This window comes from uncultured Microscilla sp. (assembly GCF_947493425.1).
In the GTDB taxonomy this organism is placed as follows: domain Bacteria; phylum Bacteroidota; class Bacteroidia; order Cytophagales; family Microscillaceae; genus Microscilla.
Genome location: NZ_CANLRP010000009.1, coordinates 26,412 through 45,314 on the forward strand (window position 1 = coordinate 26,412; position 18,903 = coordinate 45,314).

Below are 18,903 nucleotides of genomic sequence, written 5' to 3' on the forward strand. Positions count from 1 at the left end.
TAAAAAACGAAAATTATTCAAATAAAAACAAAAAAGAGGTTTTAAGCAGGAGTTGATTGTAGCTCTACTTGCCCCAATTGTTTCAATGTTTTTAGATGAGATTTTATTGCGCTACGAAATGTAGGCATTTCATTGTAAGGTAGGTTAAACTGTTGTGCAGTGTTTTTTACAATGTCAGAAATAGCTTTATAGTGCACATGGCAAATGTTAGGGAACAAGTGGTGCTCTATTTGAAAGTTAAGCCCTCCTACATACCATGACAATAACCTGTTGTTACGGGCAAAATCAGCAGTGGTGTGTAGTTGGTGGGCTGCCCAGGTATTTTCCAGGTTATCTTCATTATCCAATACTTGGTGGTGTTCAGTATTTTCTACTACGTGAGCCAGTTGAAAAACTACACTCAGAATAATACCCGTAGTAAAATGCGCTACACAAAATCCAATGGCAAGTTGCCATACAGTAATGTCAAGCAATAGATAAGGCAACAAGAGTACACAGCCTAAATAGGCAAGCTTAGTAAGTATAAGAATGGTTACCTCTTTGAATTGGGTAGTTTTTGCCTTGAACTGAAAGTTTTTGCTGGTATAGCTTATTACCTGAGTAAAGTCCTTGACTAAAACAGCCAGGGTAAGAAAGCAATAGAGAGGCAAAGCATAAATGTGTTGGTATTTATGAAACTTTTTTAGCTCAGCGTAAGGCGACAAACGAATGATAAATTTACTGTCAATATCTTCGTCCATATCGTAGATATTGGTATAAGTATGGTGCAGTACATTGTGCTGTATTTTCCAGGCAAAGGTGCTGGCTCCTAGCAGGTACATGGTATTGCCCAAAATTTTGTTGATGGTTTTGGAAGGGTAAGCTGAACCGTGGTTCGCATCATGCATCACACACATTCCGATACCAGCTTTGCCAATACCAATAAGAAATGTGAAAAATAACATTACCCAGATTGAAAAATATCCAGTCAAAATCAGTACAAATGGTATAATGTACAAACCAAGCATTGCTGCTGTTTTAATGGCAAAATGATGATTGCCATATTTAGAAATTTCGTTTTCTTTAAAATAATTATCTACATTTTTTCGCAGTGTAGAAAAAAAGTCAGCCTTGCTTGTTGGGTAAAATCGCAACTTGGCGGCTTGGGGGTCGTTTTTGCGACTCATAATGAATAATAGTATTTTAAGATTGTGTGTGATTGATTGACTAGCCCTCAACATTCCTAAAACCAAAGTATGATACTTTATATAAACGGTATTATAAAGAAGAATTAAAAGCTATATATTGTACCCTATGATAGTATGGGTATAATTGTCACTTAAACTTTAAGTAAAACATCAGCACTTTATCTCTCAGACAAAGTGCTGATGTTTTTTGCAGGCAACACAGTTTTAGGCATGGGTAGGCTGTAACTCATTGCTTCCCAAAGCCTTCAAGGTTTTTAGGTGAGAAACTATAGCACTGCGAAACGTAGGCATTTCATTGTAAGGCAGGTTAAATTCTAGTGCAGTGTTTTTCACAATGTCAGAAAGAGCTTTGTAATGCACATGGCATATATGAGGGAATAAGTGGTGCTCTATTTGGAAGTTAAGCCCTCCTATGTACCACGATAATAGCTTATTATTTCGGGCAAAGTCGGCAGTAGTGTGTAGCTGGTGTACAGCCCAGGTGTTTTCCAGGTTTTGTCCGTTTTCTGGTACATGATGATGCTCCGTATCTTCTACTACGTGTGCCATCTGAAAAATTACACTCAAAATAAACCCAGTAGTGAAGTGAGCTACACAGAAGCCAATAAGCAATTGCCACCAGGTAATGTCAACCAATAGTAGAGGCAAACCAATAGCTACCAACAGATAAAGGATTTTGGTAGAAAAAAGAATAAGAACTTCTTTTGCCTGGTTGGTATTTTTCTTTTTAAACTGAGAGTTTTTACTGGTATAGCGAAACACCTTGACAAAGTCTTTAAAAAGCATTGAGAAGGTCATCAGACTGTAGAGAGCAAATGCATAAATGTGTTGGTATTTATGTATTTTCTTTAGTTCAGCATAAGGCGATAAACGGATGATGAATTTTGTTTCTATATCTTCGTCTACTTCAAATACATTGGTGTAGGTATGGTGCAACACATTGTGTTGAATACGCCAGTTAAATGCACTGGCACCTAGCAGGTACATAGTACTTCCCAGTAGTTTATTGACTGTTTTCGATGGAGAAGTTGCTCCGTGGTTAGCATCGTGCATGATACACATACCTATACCAGCTTTGCCTACTCCAATCAAGAATGCGAAAAACAGCATTGCCCAGGCCGAAAAAAAGTTGGTAAGAATCAATACAAATGGTATTACATATAGACTTAGCATTGCAATAGTTTTGAATGCAAAGTGATTGTTAGCATACTTTGAAATTTGATTTTCTTTGAAATAATTGTCTACATTCTTACGAAGTGTAGAAAAGAAGTCTGCCTTGCTTGTTGGAGAGAAGCGTAAATTGGCAGTTTGAGTAGCATTTTTATGACTCATAATGAATACTAAGTGAAATTAAAATTTTATTGTTATTTTGTACATTCAAGTCCGAGTTGTGGAAAGGTTCTGTAACAGGAGAGAAGTTTAGGGAAAACTGAGTTGTTTAATTAAGAATGATTTTAAATTACGTTTTCAAATATAAACTTACACCTGTTTTAATCAAAAAATGATAAACTTATACAAAAATGTATCTATTAAGGTTTACGATAAGTCTATAATATATGTCAATAATATAGTATAAAGCCGTGTGATGCAATGTTTTGTTTGAAAATATCAAAAATAAAAGATTTTATTTAGGGTAAAACGCTGATAGTGAAGATATTATTTTTTGACCACCTTGCCTATACCAGTGCCCTCTACCTGAATGTTTTCAGGTTCATTGTAGTAAAATACATTTCCCTTGTTTTGCGAGTTAAAAGTTACATTTAGTGATTTAATAGGAAATACATGCATGTTGTTAAGATTTTCATGCAGTACATCTAGTTTCTCCACGCGAAGTTTTTCTGCAAATATTTCTCCCATTCCATTGGTATGTAAAAATGCAGTATTGGAGCTCCCTTCAAGGTGGATATAAGACGTACTGGAGGTAAACAGGTTGATGCTGTTTGCCTGAATTTTTAGGTCAATATCACCTGAGTTTTTACAAAGAATACTCAAGTCGTTTACTTCAAGTGTTTCTGTAGTATGTAACTTACTAAAACCAAAATGTTCGATGTTTTGGACAAATTTAGCACCTATACTCACTTTTACAGGAGTGTTATAACTTCTTGCCCAATTGCAGGTATTTTCATTGGTTACTTTCAGAATGCTGCCTTCTACTTCTGTTTTGACAGACGACATAAGGTTTTTACCTGCTTCTATAGTAATTGTTCTAATCGTATCGTTACGTAATATCACTTCTATATTGTCACTAATCAAAATAGAAGTAAAGTCGCTTACTGCCCGTTCTTCTTTAACAATTTCGCCTGTACGCTTCAAACACTCTGCAGGATTACAAGCAGGGTTCATTAACAAAACAAATAAGCTCAATGTATATAAAAAAATCTTTTTCATTGTCATTCAAATATGTTGAGAAATGTGGCCAAGGGTTGAGTATTTATCTTTAGAAATAATAACCTAAAGACCATTCTATGGCTTCGGCTACCCCCAAATAAGTTTTAAAAGTATACTGCCCAAAAAAGTGTTTATGAAAGTAATATTTCATCCCATAGCGTTGATAAATAGGCATATCCACCGGGGTATTATCAGGTTCTTTGTTAAAAGGGCGATACACATAGTAACCCAGTTGTGTAACAAGTGCCAAACGACCAGCCAATAGCTCATGACCGGCTACAATGGCTACTCTACGAAAATCTGGTACAGGTTGTTGGGCATTGGTGTATAATCGTTGTGCATATTTTTCCAATGCAGTGTTATGTGAATACTCTACACCAAAATTCAAGGCGCTTTTACGGCTTACCCGTTTGCTTGCCAATGCTGTAACGCCTACTACATGGTTTTTACGAGCTTGATTGGCGTCTAACTCTATAATACTGCCTGAAACTAGAGCATGAAAACTCCATTTTTTTTCATAATTGGCTAAAGAGTCTTTAAGAACCACGTGTTCGGTGTGTGGGGTATAGGTGACTCCTAAACTTAAAGAAGGAATATTAATACTGGCATTGGGTAGGCTGTAGGCAGCGTTGGAGTAATGGCTCAAGTCAAGCCCTGTATGTAACTTTATACGTGAATTGATCCGATAATTATACTCTAGCCCCATGTACATTACGTTATTGAATGTGCTGCTGAACATCAGATTTTTGGGGTTAGAGTGTATAGTCCAAGGGTTATTGGTATAGACGATTCCCGGACCAAGTTTAAACTCCAGCCTGGAGCGACGATTTTCACTTAGACGCCATTTCATGAATGGCACCAATGCCCAAGCCTCACCTAAAATGGGGTTTCTGAAATCAAAGTAAAAAAGAGAAAGTCCTATCTGAGGGAAACCATAGGCCGCTTCCCAGCCGTGTTTTCCGGTAGTAAGCCAGGAAGCGGTGACTTCGAACCCTGCTGGGTGTGAGCTTGACAAGTGACTTACGAGCTCTCCGTTGTTAATAATAGAGCCATAGTGAGCAGAAACACTAAACTCCTTGGGTACAAAACGGGAAGATTTGTTGGTTTTTGTGAGTGGCTGAGCCTGTAGGTATGTAATTGAAAACAACCCTAATAAAAGTATTGATAAAAGTAAGTTTTTCATTATAACTTGGGGTATCAAATAAAAGAGTTTTAACTTAGTAATGGTTGAAAATAAAGTATCCATTTGGAGATAGAGATTTGCTACTGAGGCGAGGCATTTTTTGCGCTCGTAGTAACGCTACGGGCAATAAAAATAACGAAGCATCAGGAGTAAAGGTCATTTCCTAAATCGAAAGGTTATTTTTTGTCCATTACTTAGGTTATTAAAAATCGATACAATGCAAAGATATATATTTCTTGGATTATGCCTTCTAATAACAGCAAGTAAACTCAAGGCGCAAGAAGCAAAAGCAATCGTTTTTTTGCAAAAAGCAAAGAAAGCTTATCAGAATAAAAAGCTGGGAGAAACCCAAAAGTATCTGGATAGTGCTTTGCAGACAGATAACACTTATGCAAAGGCGTATGCCAGGAGAGGTTTGTTGAAGTATGAATTGTCTGAGATGGACCATGCTTTGAACGATTATGGCAAAGCCATTGCCCTGGTTGAGCGCCAAGCGCGTAAAGATTACTTATTTTTGGCAAAACTATATTACAGAAGAGGGGCTACTTATCACCAAAAATTATTGAATAAAAAAGCCTTGAAAGATTTTAATAAAGCCCTTAAGTTTAATCCTCGATATACCCAGGCTTATGTGGCAAGAGGTGTTTTGAGGGAAAATAAAAATAACCTGAAGGGTGCCCTCAAAGATTATAGTAAGGCAATTAGTATCGATACTTCCTTTGCTATGGCGTATTACAACCGTGGATTGGCCTATTACAACCTAGATAAAACAACTAAAGCATTGAGAGATTGGACCAAGGCGTTGAGCATCAATAAAAAATATGTAGATGTATACCTTGCCCGTGCTTTTGCCTATCAAGCCAGAGAAGATTATACCATGGCACTACAAGATTATGAACAAGCAATTAAACACAATATTTATAGTGCAGAGGCTTACTTGAACCGAGGGATAGTGTATCAACAACTGGGGAAGAAAAACGAAGCCTGTGCTGACTGGAAACAATCGATAAAAGTAGGAGGAGTAGAGGCACAAAAATACCTTGACAAATACTGTAAGTAAGAGCTTGTTTAAACTTTTGTGTATAGAGTAGTTTCCGATGAGTTTTAAACAAGCCCTAATATGAGTGAGTTCCTCAAAAATAAATGTTAGACTCTTTCTAAAACCGTCTCAATCATTCGTTCTATTACTTTTTGAGGATTAGCCGAAAACTGATGGTTGATACGACTGGCAATAATAGCATTGATTGAAAGTATTTTGTGTCCTAGAAGCTTGGCCATTGCATAGTATCCAGAAGTTTCCATTTCAAAGTTGGTAAGTTTGAAGTTGTTATGGTTAAAGTTTACAAGTTTCTCTATGTATTCACTGTTTTTAGGCGAAAGCCGTAACTTGCGCCCTTGTGGGGCATAAAACCCTGGACAAGTCAATGTATTGCCTGGCAGCATGTCAAAAGCAAATTGGTTTTTGAGGTTGGTATCACAAGCTACTGCATAAGGAGTAAAAGGAAGCTCAAGGTTTTGTTGTAATTTTTGTCCAATGGCTGCTTCATTTTCTGTTTGAGGCAAGTTATAAAAACACATCAATGTATCGAGCCCTATGCCGTATTCAGAGACCAGTAGACTGTCTAGGGGAATATCTTGCTGTAAAGCCCCTGAGGTTCCCAATCTGATAATAGACAAAGAGCGAGTGCTGGGTTTAGGGGTTCGGGTTTTTAAATCTATATTGACTAAAGCATCCAACTCTGTCATTAAAATCTCAATATTATCTGTACCCATCCCTGAAGATATAACAGTTACCCTTTTACCGTTTAGTAAGCCCGTATGAGTGACAAATTCACGCTTTTGGATACGCAATTCTATTTTGTCAAAATAGCGGGACACCATTTCTACCCGATTAGGATCACCTACGGTCAAAATTGTGTCAGCAATTTGTTCAGGCAACAAATGTAAATGATAAATACTACCATTGGGACTTAAAATGAGTTCAGAAGATGGTATAGGCTGCATATTAGTATGATAGTTAAAACCTTTGAAAATAATTTTAAATCAATCTGCCAATTACTACAAAAAATGCGAAAAACGCCTACATTTGATATTAAATTTTATATTTGTGTGTCAAGTAATTCTGTTTCCTAAAACTTTCATTACTTTTAAACATACAAACACCATTTACTAACTGATCTAACTCCCCATGTTTAAATTACATTTCGTGGATAAGCTCAGGTCATTGTGGAAAAGCATATACGCTAATTTGGATATTCTGCATGACTCTGCTCCTTTAGCAACAGTAAGAGAAATCGATGCCAATATTGAGATCAAAGGATACAATATCTGGATATTGGTTTGCTCGGCCTTGCTGGCGTCTATAGGCTTAGATACGAATTCTACTGCAGTGATTATTGGTGCGATGCTTATATCGCCTCTGATGTCGCCAATATTGGGGGTGGGGCTAGGCTTTGGCATCAACAACCGCCAAATGCTGGAGCGTTCAGGTAGAAACCTGTTAATTGCTACGATTGCCAGTTTGCTGGCAAGTTGGTTGTATTTTGCATTTACGCCTTTGGGCGAGATTACCCCAGAGATTTCGGGTAGAACTAAACCTACTTTGCTTGATGTATTGGTGGCTTTTTTTGGTGGAGTAGCAGGAGTAGTTTCGGGTTCACGCAAAGAAAAAACCAACGCCATTCCGGGGGTGGCCATTGCTACTGCTTTGATGCCTCCGCTGTGTTCGGCAGGCTTTGGGTTGGCAAAAATGGAGTGGACCGTATTTTTGGGAGCTTTTTACTTGTTTTTTATCAACGCCGTATTCATTAGCCTTTCTACATATTTAATAGTACGATACCTTAAGTTTAATGAAATAATTAAAGCTGAGCGCAAAGCCAGGGTCAAGGTATTGAGCGAAAAAGCTGAAACCAAAAAAGGGTTAAGTGTTGATGAGCAGTCAGAGTTGGCGCAGGTAAAAATGGAACAGGCACAAGAGCTAAAAGACCATCAAAAAAGGTTTTTTGCCCGATTAATCCCTTATTTCTTAGTAGCTGTAATAGCTCCAAGTATCTACTTTTTATTAACCTTTATTCAGGAACAACGCACCAAAAACCGAATAGAAGAAGTAGTAAATGAGCAGTTGAAGCGAAAAGCAGGCTTTGATATTATTCGTTCGGAGGTAATTGATAAAAGCGATAAAAAAGAGATTAAACTGTATATATCGGCTCAAAAAGAAATTACGCAGGTAGAAAAAAGAAATCTGAACGATGAATTGAACCGAAATGGTTTGGGAGATTATACAATGAATATTTCCAGAATTAACATTACCAAAGATGAAATAGATGAACTTAACTCGAAGATTGTCGCCAACTTCTTTGACCTGAAGAATAACTTTACTACGCTCGAAACTAAGTTCGACTCTTTGCAAAGAGCACAACTAAAAATTCAACAACAGCGAACCAATGTTGACTTTATGGTGCATATATCTAATGAGTTAAAAATATTTTATCCTTTAATAGATAGTGTTACAGTGAAACCCTTGCCTAATTTTTTGGTCATTGATAACTCCAAAAATATGTCTAATCGTAGCACTCGTAGTTCAGTGGAAATAAGAGACCTTAAACACTTTAAACTAGATTGGGACGGAGTGTTTCCCGATATTACCCGATTAGACTCGGTAGAGTTGCTGAACTTACGTAAGGGAGTCCAAAAAAACAAACACCCACATTTTAAACTTTCCTGGACGTCATTTTTTCCTAAAATAGAACAGATAAAGAAAGAAAAAGTAGCGACAAACCAAAAGACGAATCAAAAAGATAAAAACAAGGAGCAAAAGAAATCTAACGCTTTGAGTATAAGTAAAGAACAACGGAGTATTACCACGGTTACCTTGTTTTGGCAACAAGACTCTAGCAGAAGTCTGCCAATTAATGTTCCAATGGAACAGGAAAGGATTGAACGTTACTTTATGACTAACCTGAAACTTGACAGTGCAAAAAGTGAGTTGAAGATTCAGCATTTTGTTATGCAGACACCCCAAGACAAAGACGAAACCCAAGAGAATGAACCACCAAATAAGTAATTAAAAAACTGGTGTTGACTGAACTAAAATGAAAGTAATACAAATAGATACTGCTACCCCCAACCCTCCTGAACAGGCAATTTTAATTATTTATACTGGAGGAACCATAGGAATGGTAAAAGATCCAAAAATAGGAGGGGGGTTTGTGCCTTTTGATTTTGAACAAATTTTGGAGAAAATTCCTGAGCTGCATCATTTCGACATGCAGCTTACGTTGTATTCGCTTGAGCCTTTGATAGACTCTTCAGATATTACTCCTGAGTATTGGTTGCGTATATCACAAGTAATACAAGAAAACTATGCCCAATATGATGGCTTTGTAATACTACATGGTACAGACACTATGGCGTATAGTGCTTCTGCGCTTAGTTTTTTGCTAGAAGGACTCAACAAGCCAGTCATTCTCACCGGAGCTCAATTGCCCATAGGTACAGTACGCAACGATGCCCGCACTAATTTATTGACCTCAATAGAAATAGCGGCTGCCAAAAAAGATGGGAAGCCACTTGTGCCAGAGGTTTGTATTTGTTTTCATGACCTGTTGTTGAGGGGCAACCGTGCCAAAAAGCTTGAAAGTGCCCACTTTGATGCTTTTCAATCCGAAAATTATCCTGCATTGGCCACTATAGGCACCCATATCGAGTACAACTTTTCGGCAATATTACCTTACGAATCAGCCCGTCAATTACAGCTACAGCCTGTTATGGAGTCTAATGTGGCAATATTGAAGATGTTTCCGGGGATTTCGGCAAAGGTGGTAAAAAACCTGTTAAGTACCGAAGGTTTAAAAGGAGTAGTCCTTGAAACCTATGGTTCGGGCAATGCCCCCACTGTACCTTGGTTTATCGAACTTTTAAAAGAAGCCATTCAGAAAGGTATCCATATTTTGAACATATCGCAGTGTATAGGTGGGCAGGTAAGGCAAGGAAGGTATGCCACAAGTTCTTTACTTTTAGACGTAGGGGTTTTGGGCGGCAGTGATCTCACACTAGAGGCTGGCATCACAAAAATGATGTACTTACTAGGTAAAAAAACACCTGCCTCAGCATTCAAAAAACGCCTTGTAGAGCCTCTATGCGGGGAACTTACACCCATATAAAAAGATGAAAACAAAGCTTGTATAATTAAAACTAATATTTAACTTTGCGTCGTACAGTACATTATTCGTTGATTTTCAGGAATTCCGTACTTTACAAAAAGAGAGGTGACCGAGCGGTCGAAGGTGCTCGCCTGGAAAGCGTGTATGCCCCAAAAGGGCATCGAGGGTTCGAATCCCTTCCTCTCTGCAGTTTTATCTTCAAACTACATCTTATATAAAACCCAAATACAAAACTTTAAAATTAGAACTTGTAAAAATTAGACTATGAAAAAGTTATTCGCTTTATTGATGGTTGTGGGAGCTTTAATGTTCGGGCTATCTTCTTCGGCTATATCTCAAAGTAAAGAAGATTCTCTTAAAGCAGCCAAAGCTACTGCTGATTCTTTAGAAAAAGTAAAAGCTCAACAAGAGCAAGAAAAAATACCTGCTGAGGAGAAAAAAGTAGAAAAAGAAAAACAACCTTTTCACCAAGTGGTTAAAACTAAATTTATTGAAGGTGGATGGGACTTTATGAGTACTGTTCTTATCTGTTTAATTCTTGGTTTGGCTGTAGCTCTTGAAAAAATAATTAGCTTAAGCTTGGCTACTACTAACACCAAAAAACTGGTTAAAAAAGTGGAAGACGCTTTGAACAGTGGTGGCGTAGAAAAAGCTAAAGAAGTAACCCGCAATACCCGTGGTCCTGTAGCTTCTATCTTTACCCAAGGTTTGATGCGTATCAGTGAAGGCATCGACATGGTAGAAAAATCTGTCATCTCTTATGGATCTGTTGAAATGGGTAAATTAGAAAAAGGGATCAGCTGGATCTCTCTATTTATCGCGTTGGCTCCTATGTTAGGGTTTATGGGAACTGTAATTGGTATGATTGATGCCTTTGACCAAATTCAGGCAGCGGGTGATGTATCTCCTCAAATTGTGGCTGGTGGTATCAAAGTAGCATTGATTACTACTGTATCTGGTTTGATTGTGGCGATTATTCTCCAAATCTTCTATAACTACATCGTTAGTAAAGTGGATTCAATTGTGAACCAAATGGAAGAAGCTTCTATTGCTCTGATTGACGTATTGGTTCAGCACAAAGTAAGAAGCGAACAATAATCAATCAAACTTTAAAAGACTTTATTACATGAATTCTTCAGTAACAAAAATATTATCATATGGTATCATCGCAATTGTAGTTGTGGTGATGCTGGTTGGTTTGATTAATAGAAATCTGGACTTACTGTTTTACATGGTATACGGATTAGCTATTTTAGGTGTGGCAGGGGTGATTTTTGGATTTGTTTTCAATTCAATCACTAACCCTCAGTCATTGATTAAGTCAGGAGGGTCTATACTAGTATTAGGAGTCTTGTTTGCTATTGCATATTATGGAATGGCCACCAATGAAACTTATGCAAAACCATTTCCTGTAGTTGGAGCAAGTTTATCTCAGTTTATCGGAGGTATGCTATTCTTAACCTTTTTGTTATTTATTGCCGCTTTCTTGTCAATAATAGCAGCTTGGATAATAAGACTTATTCGTTAATAATTTTTATTCCAATTAAAAAGATAGCGATATGGCAAAACGAGGAGTACCAGAGGTAAACGCAGGCTCAATGGCTGATATTGCTTTCTTGTTGCTAATCTTCTTCCTTGTAACGACGAAGATTCCTAACGAGAAGGGCTTGCCTATTATATTGCCTCCTAAAAAAGACGAAAACTCATTGCAAAAAATTGAATTGCATGATAGAAACGTACTCACTGTATTGGTAAACTCAAGAAACCAACTATTGGTTGAACGTGAGCCTTTGAATATCAAAGATTTAACGGAGAAAACAATTGAGTTTATAGACAACAGGAAAAAAGACAAACATTTGTCTGACAGTCCAAAAGATGCAGTAGTATCCCTGAAAACAGACCGGGGGACAAGTTATAAACGATACATACAGGTAATGAACTCTGTACAGGCGGCTTACAATACCTTACGTGCCAGACACATGGGGATCAGCCTTACAGAATATTTAGCCTATGATGCGAAAAAAGCCACTGAAAAACTTCGAAAGAGGTATAAAGCGGCTAAAAAAGAGTATCCGTTAAATATCTCAGAAGCAGAACAAACATCAGTAGGAGGATAAACAATGTCAAAATTTGGTAAAAAAGAAAAAGCACAGCCGGCAATATCAACGGCATCATTACCTGACATTGTATTTATGTTGTTATTCTTCTTCATGGTAACAACTGTGATGAGAGAAACCGATGTACTGGTAGAGCAGAGCTTGCCTCAAGCTACCCAATTAACCAAACTAGAAGATGCTTCTTTGGTAAGCTACATTTATGTAGGTAAGCCTAAAGACTTCCGAAAGTATGGTAAGCAACCATTGGTTCAGGTAAACGATGTATTTGTGATTGCCACCACAAAAAAGCAATTTCAAAGAACAATTGTAAAATTTGTGGAACAGGAACGATCAAAACTTAAAGAATACCAACGTAACAAAATGACGGTATCTCTTAAAGTAGACCGTAAAGCCAAAATGGGAATTATTAGCGACGTAAAACTAAGTTTGCGTGAAGCTGATGCCCGAAAGGTAAACTATGCGGCAAGTATGGGAGTAGAGTAACCCCCTATTTGAAATATATTAAAAACAAAAAAGCCTTCCTTAGGGAAGGTTTTTTTGTTTTATATCTATCCCACACTTGTATTTTCTTAAGCACTTATTTAGTTTAGCTATGCCTGCTAAATTATGCCGCCTTTTATTAATTTAAGTACTTGACAGTGGCCTCATGATAGCAGAAATTTGCAACTTGGTGTTGCAGCTGGTTTTAATAAATTATGGAAAAAGCACTAGACCAACTTCGTGAACAAATTGATTCGGTAGATAATCAGTTGTTAGCCTTGCTCAACCAGAGAATGTCTGTGGTACAAAAGGTAGGAGAATTAAAGAAAAGTAATAACGCAATCATTTATCGACCGGAGCGGGAAAAGTCAATCATAGACCGCCTCGAAGGTTTAAATGATGGTTTATTGACCAGAGGTATGATTGAAGCAGTTTTTTTGGAAATATTTGCGGCAAGCCGCAATTTTGAGTTACCCGAACGAGTAGGCTACTTAGGACCTCCGGGTAGTTTTACCCACCAGGCCGCTGAGGGGCGTTTTGGCGTAACCAGCGAGTACATTCCTTTGAGTAATATTCAATCGGTATTTGAAAGTGTAGATACTGAAAGGGTAAGGTTTGGGGTGATTCCTATCGAAAACAATCGCCAGGGGTTTGTAGGCGAATCGGTAGACATGTTTTATGACTTGGATGTAAAAATTGTGGCTGAGATAGTATTACCTATTCATCATACTTTTGCCAGTCGTTGCGATCAGTTGAGCGATATTAAATACATTTACTCCAAAGATGTAGCTTTTAAGCAGTGTCGTAAGTTTTTGCGTGAGTATTTTGGTAATACAGATGTAGAAATTGTACCTGTAGATTCTACTTCGAAAGCTGCTCAAATGGCTATGGAAGTGGATAATAGTGCTGCGATATGCTCTGATGTAGCTGCTAAGATAAACAATGCGCCTATATTGTTTCACAACATAGAAGATACTTCTGATAATCAAACGCGTTTTTTGATTATCAGTAAAAATTTTACCAACAAAAAAAGTGGGGCAGACAAAACTACGGTTATTTTAAAGTTGCCTGACGTAGTAGGTAGCTTGGCCACTTTTTTACAGGATTTCAGAGATCACGGTATTAACCTGATTAAAATTGAAAATCGCCCCGAAAGAACTGATACTAACTTCAAAGCCTGGTTTTACCTTGATTTAGACGGGCATATCGAGGATGAGCATATAGCAAAAGTATTGGATAAACACGGCGATAAAATTAAGTGGCTGGGAAGCTACGTAAAGTTGATTTAGATAGATTTTCAATCATTATAAAATGAATAAGAAAGATTTTTCGGGTAAACCGGGAAATCTTTTTTTATTTTAAGTTATGCATAAACCATTTATTATCAGTAGGTTGTTTTAATAAATAGGGTGTTTTGTAAATAAAACTATTGAATTAGTTTTTAAACTAAAAAAATAGTTGTAAGTTTGTTTTATATAAGATGTAGTAAGAGATAAAACAATATTTAACACTAACACTATGGCAAGAAGAACCCCAGTAGAGGTAAATGCCGGCTCTATGGCTGACATTGCTTTTTTATTGCTGATTTTCTTTTTGGTAACCACTAAAATCCCTAATGAAAAAGGATTGCCTATTTTGTTACCACCAAAGAATACTCACCAGGAGAATGTAAAGGTAAAACAAAAAAACATTCTAACGGTATTGGTAAACTCTAACAATCAATTGTTAGTAGAAAAAGAGCCTTTGAATATCAAAGACTTGCGTAAAACTACCATTGATTTTTTGGAGAATAGAGGAAGCAACCCTCAATCTTCGGATAGCCCGCAAAAGGCAGTTGTATCTATCAAAACAGACAGAGGTACAAATTATAATACCTATATGAAAGTGATGAATGAGGTGCAAGCGGCTTATAATACTTTGCGGGCAAAACGAATGGGTATTTCATTGCAAAACTACCTGGCACTAGACAAAGAGAAAGCAACTAAAAAAATGCTTGACAAGTACAAGGAAGCCAAAAATGAGTACCCTTTACGGATTTCAGAAGCAGAACAATCAGCGGCAGGGCAATGATTTTTTGTTGAAAAAAATGGTTAAACCTGAGTAATACCATTGCCATAGTGCTTCATTGATTGAAAATGTAAGTGTTGATGACGAAGGTATTACTTGTAAACTTAGAAAATATGCTAACGAAATTTAGACCTAACGACGGAAAAGAAACCCCTGCCATTTCTACGGCGTCGTTGCCCGATATTGTATTTATGTTGTTGTTCTTTTTTATGGTAACCACAGTGATGCGTGACACTGATTTGTTGGTAGAACAAAGATTGCCTCAAACTAATCAACTGACCAAGCTTGAAGAGGCTTCTTTGGTAAGTCACATTTATGTGGGCAAACCCAAAGATTTCCGAAAATATGGAAATACAGAGCTTATTCAGGCAAATGATGTATTTGTCACTCTCGAACGTCTATCGCATTTTATTGAGCAGGAAAAAGGAAACATACCCGAATATAAGCGTAATAAAATGACGGTATCTTTGAAAGTAGATCGTAAAGCCAAAATGGGAATTGTAAGTGATATAAAGCTAAAGTTGCGCGAAGCCAATGCTCGTAAGTTGAATTATTCGTCATTGCAGGAGCGAGAGTAAATACAAAAGTCCAACATTACGGAGTATTTACCTCTGTAGTGTTGGACTTTAACCCTATTTGGCGAACGCTGTTTTTATTCAAGATAAAAACCTTGAAGCCTTTTGGTAAATTTTTGATTATTAAAAAGCATTTCACCTTTGTTTTGCAGTGTTTCGGCACCCATATCGCCCAAAATAATACGGCTTTCGTTTTGATTTTGTACCTTAAACGCCACCCTGGAAGGTAAGTTAGTACGCAACAAGCCCTCAAGTATTTTAGCGTCGGGTCGTTGGGTAGCCAAAATTAGGTGAATGTGTGCTTCACGTCCTTTTTGAGCCAACCGAATAAGCAAAGCTTCTAAACCTTTGTTTTGCCCTAGCAAATCGGCCAATTCATCTACTACCACCACTATAGGCATCTCCAAATCAAGCTTTTTCTTTTGGTAACGTTCCTCCATTTCTTCCACCAAATCGCTAATGATAGCATCAGCATCTTTGGCATTTTTTACCAACATACAACGCTCTTTGTCTTCATAGTCACCAAAAGTAGTTCCTCCTTTCGGATCAACTAGTACTAAATTCAAGTATTTTTTGCTAAGTTGATAGACCAGGCTTTTCAAAAATACACTTTTGCCACTACCAGTAGTTCCACCTATCAGCAAGTGAGGCAGTGATTCTAGTTGGGTAGTAAATACTCGATCTTCATCGTCTAGTCCAATCATCAAAGAGTAATCTCGCTCATTGGTTTCAAACAAGTACTCTTCTACATACAAAGGAGGTATTTCATCTTTGATCACATTAACGCTAAATGTACGTTCACGTGACGAGTTGGCAAGGTAAAGTTTATTATGTAGTCCAGTTTGTAGCTCCAGGTTGCTTTTCGTTATTTCGTCTACAATTTCGCGGTTATGGTTCAAATCCCTTACCTCAAAATAGTATTTCGAAATTCGCTGGAAGTCTCTATAGCCTAAATATTTTACTGCAATCTTGGTTTCTATAAACGCCTCATGTAGTTTTTCTGAAAGTTTATCTTTCATTTTTACCATCAACTCTTCCAGGTTGTCCAAATCCTCAGCGGGTGCATCAGTTGCTATGTTGGGTACTTCGTTTAGAAAAAAGTTGACCACATCTACCTCAGTACCTGCAAATTTTTCTTCTAAAATTTTGAAACCTTGACGGCAGTGCTTTTCTACGAGGCGCATTGGTTCCTCGCTATTGATATCAATCTTGCGTTGATGTACAATAGACAACAGATTAATGATTAAGTACTTTTCGGTGCTATTAAATAAACTAGCATAATCGGTGATTACTCGAATGCTTTTGTCAATCTTTTCGTCTTCTTCAAATTGGGTATTTTTTGATTTAATGGAAACAAAAAAAGCCAATTTCCAGATTACGACGTCATACAAAGAGGTCATTCCTAGTTGTTCTTTAACATATAAGCTCACTTTTCGGAGCGTTTTTCTGGCATTTGCTTGTATTAGTAGAGCCATATTTTGAAATTATTTTTCTTCTACATAGCCTTCTTTAAAATAAGAAGAGCGATTTTCATAACTGTTTAAAATAGTGTATTCTTTTGCCAAATGTGGCTTCAAGTATTGGTACTCATCACTTTTTGGTGCAATTTCCGAGTCAGTGGCAAGTATAATCACTTGATTGGCAGCCTGTGGGTAATAGTGTTTAATGATACGCTCTCGATTGAGCTTGTCAATCCGTGCTAACGGAGTATCTACACATACAAACGCATCTACCTTGGCTACTTTACTAATGGCTTGCATCAGCGAAGTAGCTACAATTTGTTTTTGTCCCGAAGACAGCGATCCAATGGCTTGCTCCTTATTAGATTTGTTATAAATCTTAATATTAAAGCGATTGTCAATTTTTACTTTATAGATGCGGTCGTCAGGTAGTAGCTTTCTGAGGGTTTGGCTAAACTCTTTTTGTAAGGCATTTACTTTAGACTTGAGCAGTTCATCTATAAACTCATTAAAAAAATCGATGGTTCTTTCGGTTAAATCAAGCGCCTGCTTTACAGGTTTGGCAATGGCAAACTGGTTTTTGAGGTCAATGATTTGGTTTTCTAAATCAGTTTTGCGTTTAGCTCCTTCAGCGTGTTGTCGGCGGGTGCTTCCTATAGTTTGTTCCAATTGACTCCGCTCTGCTTCAGCCGTTGCCAACTCTTTTTTAAACCCATCTAACTTCTGTTGTTTTTCGTCGTCATCCCCTTGCGAAGTTTCCACCTGGTCTTTCAAAGCCTCTACATCTTTGGTCAGTGTTTTTAAAGTTTGGAGCTCTTTGCGGGTAAACGCCTCTTGTTGGAAAATATCCTGAAGCAGTTTTTTATCATCTTCATAAAAGTAGATGACTTGTTGCTCCATTTGGCGTTTATCATCTTTGGTAAACTTTTTATAAACCTTGTCTATGCGTTCTTGATAAAATTCTTGGGTATGAAAGCCCAACCTATGCTCAGGAGGTACGCCTTCTTCGTCAAAATCTTCCTCAAAAATGCTGTTCTTGATTTTATTCAAAAGCTTTTTAAAGCGAATGAGCTGTTCGTCAAGCTGATAGTTTACATTGTCATCATTGAGTTTGTCAAGGTATTCTTTGGCAAGGTCATGTGCCATCATGATAAACAAGCTATTATTCTTTACCTTGTCATTCAGTGACTTACGTATTTGAGTAAGTTCTTTATTTTTCCTTTCTAAGTCTTTTTTGAGTACTTGAAGGTTGGGTGCGTCGGTAGATTTTAGCCCAAAAACTTTGTCACGAACTCGCTCAATTTCATTGTTTTTTTGTTTGATTTGTTTCTGAAGAGTGTTTATCTCTGCCTGTAAATACTCTAGATTGGCTTGGATGCTCAATATTTCAGCATCTATTTTCTTTATTTGTTCGGCAGTAGGGGCGTCTTGTACATCCGCGTTGAAATCACGCTTGATACGGGCTATATTGCTTCCATCAATCAACCGCTCGTAAGCCTTGATATTCAGCAGGGTTTTGAGTGAATCTTCAACATTGATGTTTTTGGTATTAATGAGCGATTCTATTTTTTCACCATCAAAAAAGAAGAATTGAGCGAAGTTTTTGGGTAAAATATTCTCCAAAAAATCTTCATTACGTTCTTGCCCATCATAGCTTATAATGGCTTGTTCTTGGAAACCACCTCCGTCTTTTACAAAACGACGGTGAATACGCAGCTCTTTACCTTCTAGCTCAAGCACTCCATCCACAGTAGCAGAGTTTTGACCTTTGTCCAGCGCATCCGCATTAAATATGCCTCTCCACTGGGTTGACTTGCCTACTACATATTCTCGCTCACTGAGCCCTTCTTCGAGAATATCCTTGTTATTCCGAATACCATGAATGAGAATACGGACAATTCTTAAAAATGATGTTTTGCCCCTCCCATTTCTGGCTAATATTAAAATGATATTTTGCTTTTTACCCAACTCAAAGTCTAACTCGTGTTGGTCACGATAAGCAAAAAGATTCTTTATGGTTAACTTCTTGAGAATCATATACTACATATTTTCTTTATTGGCATATTGGATAATAATTTCCCTCAATTCTTCTTTGAAACCTGTGTATACACGCTCTTTATAACGTATTTCAAGGGCTCGGTCAAGTAGTTGAAAAATCATCGATTCTTCGAGGTTGTGTTTCACACACAACTCCTTTACTAGCTTTTTCTCTTCTTTTTGTAGCATCTGTAAATCATTAAGAAAAATATTGTGTTCAAATTTAAGAAAGGAATAGGAGTTTTAG

The 18,903-nt window shown here is 37.3% G+C and carries 18 protein-coding genes and 1 tRNA gene; 12 read left to right on the top strand and 7 right to left on the bottom strand.

All coding sequences use genetic code 11. From position 1 onward, the window contains the following. Nucleotides 1-41: 41 nt before the first annotated feature. The 4 genes from Q0954_RS04500 to Q0954_RS04515 all read right to left on the bottom strand — a co-directional run bounded on the left by Q0954_RS04500 (nucleotide 42) and on the right by Q0954_RS04515 (nucleotide 4,758). The gene (locus Q0954_RS04500) at nucleotides 42-1,166 is read right to left on the bottom strand and encodes an acyl-CoA desaturase (RefSeq protein ID WP_299454203.1); all 1,125 of its coding nucleotides are present in this window, start codon (nucleotides 1,164-1,166) and stop codon (nucleotides 42-44) included. A 225-nt stretch (nucleotides 1,167-1,391) separates the two neighbouring features. Continuing rightward, the gene (locus Q0954_RS04505; protein WP_299454205.1) at nucleotides 1,392-2,519 is read right to left on the bottom strand and encodes an acyl-CoA desaturase; all 1,128 of its coding nucleotides are present in this window, start codon (nucleotides 2,517-2,519) and stop codon (nucleotides 1,392-1,394) included. 324 nt (nucleotides 2,520-2,843) lie between these two features. Next, a complete protein-coding gene (locus Q0954_RS04510; protein ID WP_299454207.1) occupies nucleotides 2,844-3,575 on the bottom strand; it encodes a DUF2807 domain-containing protein in 732 nt (243 codons plus the stop codon). A gap of 49 nt (nucleotides 3,576-3,624) precedes the next feature. Then, nucleotides 3,625-4,758: an acyloxyacyl hydrolase gene (locus tag Q0954_RS04515; RefSeq protein WP_299454209.1), complete on the bottom strand. Its 1,134-nt coding sequence runs from the start codon at nucleotides 4,756-4,758 to the stop codon at nucleotides 3,625-3,627. Nucleotides 4,759-4,975: 217 nt separating this feature from the next. On the opposite strand from Q0954_RS04515, the gene Q0954_RS04520 reads away from it, so the two are divergent. After that, complete coding sequence (locus Q0954_RS04520) at nucleotides 4,976-5,818, top strand: tetratricopeptide repeat protein (RefSeq protein ID WP_299454212.1); 843 nt, start codon at nucleotides 4,976-4,978, stop codon at nucleotides 5,816-5,818. An 86-nt stretch (nucleotides 5,819-5,904) separates the two neighbouring features. Here Q0954_RS04520 and Q0954_RS04525 read toward each other — a convergent pair whose 3' ends face one another. Beyond that, a complete protein-coding gene (locus Q0954_RS04525) occupies nucleotides 5,905-6,762 on the bottom strand; it encodes a nucleoside phosphorylase (protein ID WP_299454215.1) in 858 nt (285 codons plus the stop codon). A 244-nt stretch (nucleotides 6,763-7,006) separates the two neighbouring features. Here Q0954_RS04525 and Q0954_RS04530 point away from each other — a divergent pair, with 244 nt between their 5' ends. The 10 genes from Q0954_RS04530 to Q0954_RS04575 all read left to right on the top strand — a co-directional run bounded on the left by Q0954_RS04530 (nucleotide 7,007) and on the right by Q0954_RS04575 (nucleotide 15,162). Further along, nucleotides 7,007-8,821 carry a DUF389 domain-containing protein gene (locus Q0954_RS04530; RefSeq protein ID WP_299454218.1) on the top strand — a complete coding sequence of 605 codons (1,815 nt, stop codon included), beginning with the start codon at nucleotides 7,007-7,009 and terminating at the stop codon, nucleotides 8,819-8,821. 28 nt (nucleotides 8,822-8,849) lie between these two features. After that, the gene (locus tag Q0954_RS04535; RefSeq protein WP_299454221.1) at nucleotides 8,850-9,920 is read left to right on the top strand and encodes an asparaginase; all 1,071 of its coding nucleotides are present in this window, start codon (nucleotides 8,850-8,852) and stop codon (nucleotides 9,918-9,920) included. Nucleotides 9,921-10,019: 99 nt separating this feature from the next. Continuing rightward, nucleotides 10,020-10,107 (top strand) — tRNA-Ser (locus Q0954_RS04540). A gap of 77 nt (nucleotides 10,108-10,184) precedes the next feature. Further along, entirely contained in the window at nucleotides 10,185-11,018 is an 834-nt protein-coding gene (locus Q0954_RS04545; RefSeq protein ID WP_299454224.1) for a MotA/TolQ/ExbB proton channel family protein, read from the top strand. Nucleotides 11,019-11,046: 28 nt separating this feature from the next. Further along, on the top strand, nucleotides 11,047-11,448 hold the full coding sequence (locus Q0954_RS04550; protein ID WP_299454227.1) for a hypothetical protein: 402 nt from the start codon (nucleotides 11,047-11,049) through the stop codon (nucleotides 11,446-11,448). A gap of 31 nt (nucleotides 11,449-11,479) precedes the next feature. Then, complete coding sequence (locus tag Q0954_RS04555; RefSeq protein WP_299454230.1) at nucleotides 11,480-12,037, top strand: biopolymer transporter ExbD; 558 nt, start codon at nucleotides 11,480-11,482, stop codon at nucleotides 12,035-12,037. A gap of 3 nt (nucleotides 12,038-12,040) precedes the next feature. Further along, entirely contained in the window at nucleotides 12,041-12,520 is a 480-nt protein-coding gene (locus Q0954_RS04560; RefSeq protein ID WP_299454233.1) for a biopolymer transporter ExbD, read from the top strand. Between the two features lie 212 nt (nucleotides 12,521-12,732). Next, complete coding sequence (gene pheA, locus Q0954_RS04565; RefSeq protein ID WP_299454236.1) at nucleotides 12,733-13,806, top strand: chorismate mutase; 1,074 nt, start codon at nucleotides 12,733-12,735, stop codon at nucleotides 13,804-13,806. A gap of 229 nt (nucleotides 13,807-14,035) precedes the next feature. Further along, entirely contained in the window at nucleotides 14,036-14,587 is a 552-nt protein-coding gene (locus Q0954_RS04570; RefSeq protein ID WP_299454239.1) for a biopolymer transporter ExbD, read from the top strand. A gap of 110 nt (nucleotides 14,588-14,697) precedes the next feature. Further along, complete coding sequence (locus tag Q0954_RS04575; RefSeq protein ID WP_299454241.1) at nucleotides 14,698-15,162, top strand: biopolymer transporter ExbD; 465 nt, start codon at nucleotides 14,698-14,700, stop codon at nucleotides 15,160-15,162. A 74-nt stretch (nucleotides 15,163-15,236) separates the two neighbouring features. Here Q0954_RS04575 and Q0954_RS04580 read toward each other — a convergent pair whose 3' ends face one another. After that, nucleotides 15,237-16,634, bottom strand: coding sequence for an FtsK/SpoIIIE domain-containing protein (locus Q0954_RS04580; protein WP_299454244.1), 1,398 nt, complete (start codon nucleotides 16,632-16,634; stop codon nucleotides 15,237-15,239). 969 nt (nucleotides 16,635-17,603) lie between these two features. Here Q0954_RS04580 and Q0954_RS35045 point away from each other — a divergent pair. Next, nucleotides 17,604-17,807 carry a DUF1563 domain-containing protein gene (locus Q0954_RS35045; RefSeq protein ID WP_366916709.1) on the top strand — a complete coding sequence of 68 codons (204 nt, stop codon included), beginning with the start codon at nucleotides 17,604-17,606 and terminating at the stop codon, nucleotides 17,805-17,807. Nucleotides 17,808-18,659: 852 nt separating this feature from the next. On the opposite strand, the gene Q0954_RS04590 is transcribed toward Q0954_RS35045, so the two are convergent. Continuing rightward, the gene (locus tag Q0954_RS04590; protein ID WP_299454250.1) at nucleotides 18,660-18,845 is read right to left on the bottom strand and encodes a hypothetical protein; all 186 of its coding nucleotides are present in this window, start codon (nucleotides 18,843-18,845) and stop codon (nucleotides 18,660-18,662) included. Nucleotides 18,846-18,903 lie beyond the last annotated feature (58 nt).

Bases quoted from the DNA above. Each gene is read 5' to 3' on its own strand.
- Q0954_RS35045 (WP_366916709.1), top strand. From the start codon at position 17,604: ATGCTCAGGAGGTACGCCTTCTTCGTCAAAATCTTCCTCAAAAATGCT.
- Q0954_RS04580 (WP_299454244.1), bottom strand. From the start codon at position 16,634: ATGGCTCTACTAATACAAGCAAATGCCAGAAAAACGCTCCGAAAAGTG.
- Q0954_RS04545 (WP_299454224.1), top strand. From the start codon at position 10,185: ATGAAAAAGTTATTCGCTTTATTGATGGTTGTGGGAGCTTTAATGTTC.
- Q0954_RS04525 (WP_299454215.1), bottom strand. From the start codon at position 6,762: ATGCAGCCTATACCATCTTCTGAACTCATTTTAAGTCCCAATGGTAGT.
- Q0954_RS04550 (WP_299454227.1), top strand. From the start codon at position 11,047: ATGAATTCTTCAGTAACAAAAATATTATCATATGGTATCATCGCAATT.
- Q0954_RS04590 (WP_299454250.1), bottom strand. From the start codon at position 18,845: ATGCTACAAAAAGAAGAGAAAAAGCTAGTAAAGGAGTTGTGTGTGAAA.
- Q0954_RS04555 (WP_299454230.1), top strand. From the start codon at position 11,480: ATGGCAAAACGAGGAGTACCAGAGGTAAACGCAGGCTCAATGGCTGAT.
- Q0954_RS04515 (WP_299454209.1), bottom strand. From the start codon at position 4,758: ATGAAAAACTTACTTTTATCAATACTTTTATTAGGGTTGTTTTCAATT.
- Q0954_RS04500 (WP_299454203.1), bottom strand. From the start codon at position 1,166: ATGAGTCGCAAAAACGACCCCCAAGCCGCCAAGTTGCGATTTTACCCA.
- pheA (WP_299454236.1), top strand. From the start codon at position 12,733: ATGGAAAAAGCACTAGACCAACTTCGTGAACAAATTGATTCGGTAGAT.
- Q0954_RS04510 (WP_299454207.1), bottom strand. From the start codon at position 3,575: ATGAAAAAGATTTTTTTATATACATTGAGCTTATTTGTTTTGTTAATG.
- Q0954_RS04570 (WP_299454239.1), top strand. From the start codon at position 14,036: ATGGCAAGAAGAACCCCAGTAGAGGTAAATGCCGGCTCTATGGCTGAC.
- Q0954_RS04505 (WP_299454205.1), bottom strand. From the start codon at position 2,519: ATGAGTCATAAAAATGCTACTCAAACTGCCAATTTACGCTTCTCTCCA.
- Q0954_RS04575 (WP_299454241.1), top strand. From the start codon at position 14,698: ATGCTAACGAAATTTAGACCTAACGACGGAAAAGAAACCCCTGCCATT.
- Q0954_RS04560 (WP_299454233.1), top strand. From the start codon at position 12,041: ATGTCAAAATTTGGTAAAAAAGAAAAAGCACAGCCGGCAATATCAACG.
- Q0954_RS04535 (WP_299454221.1), top strand. From the start codon at position 8,850: ATGAAAGTAATACAAATAGATACTGCTACCCCCAACCCTCCTGAACAG.
- Q0954_RS04520 (WP_299454212.1), top strand. From the start codon at position 4,976: ATGCAAAGATATATATTTCTTGGATTATGCCTTCTAATAACAGCAAGT.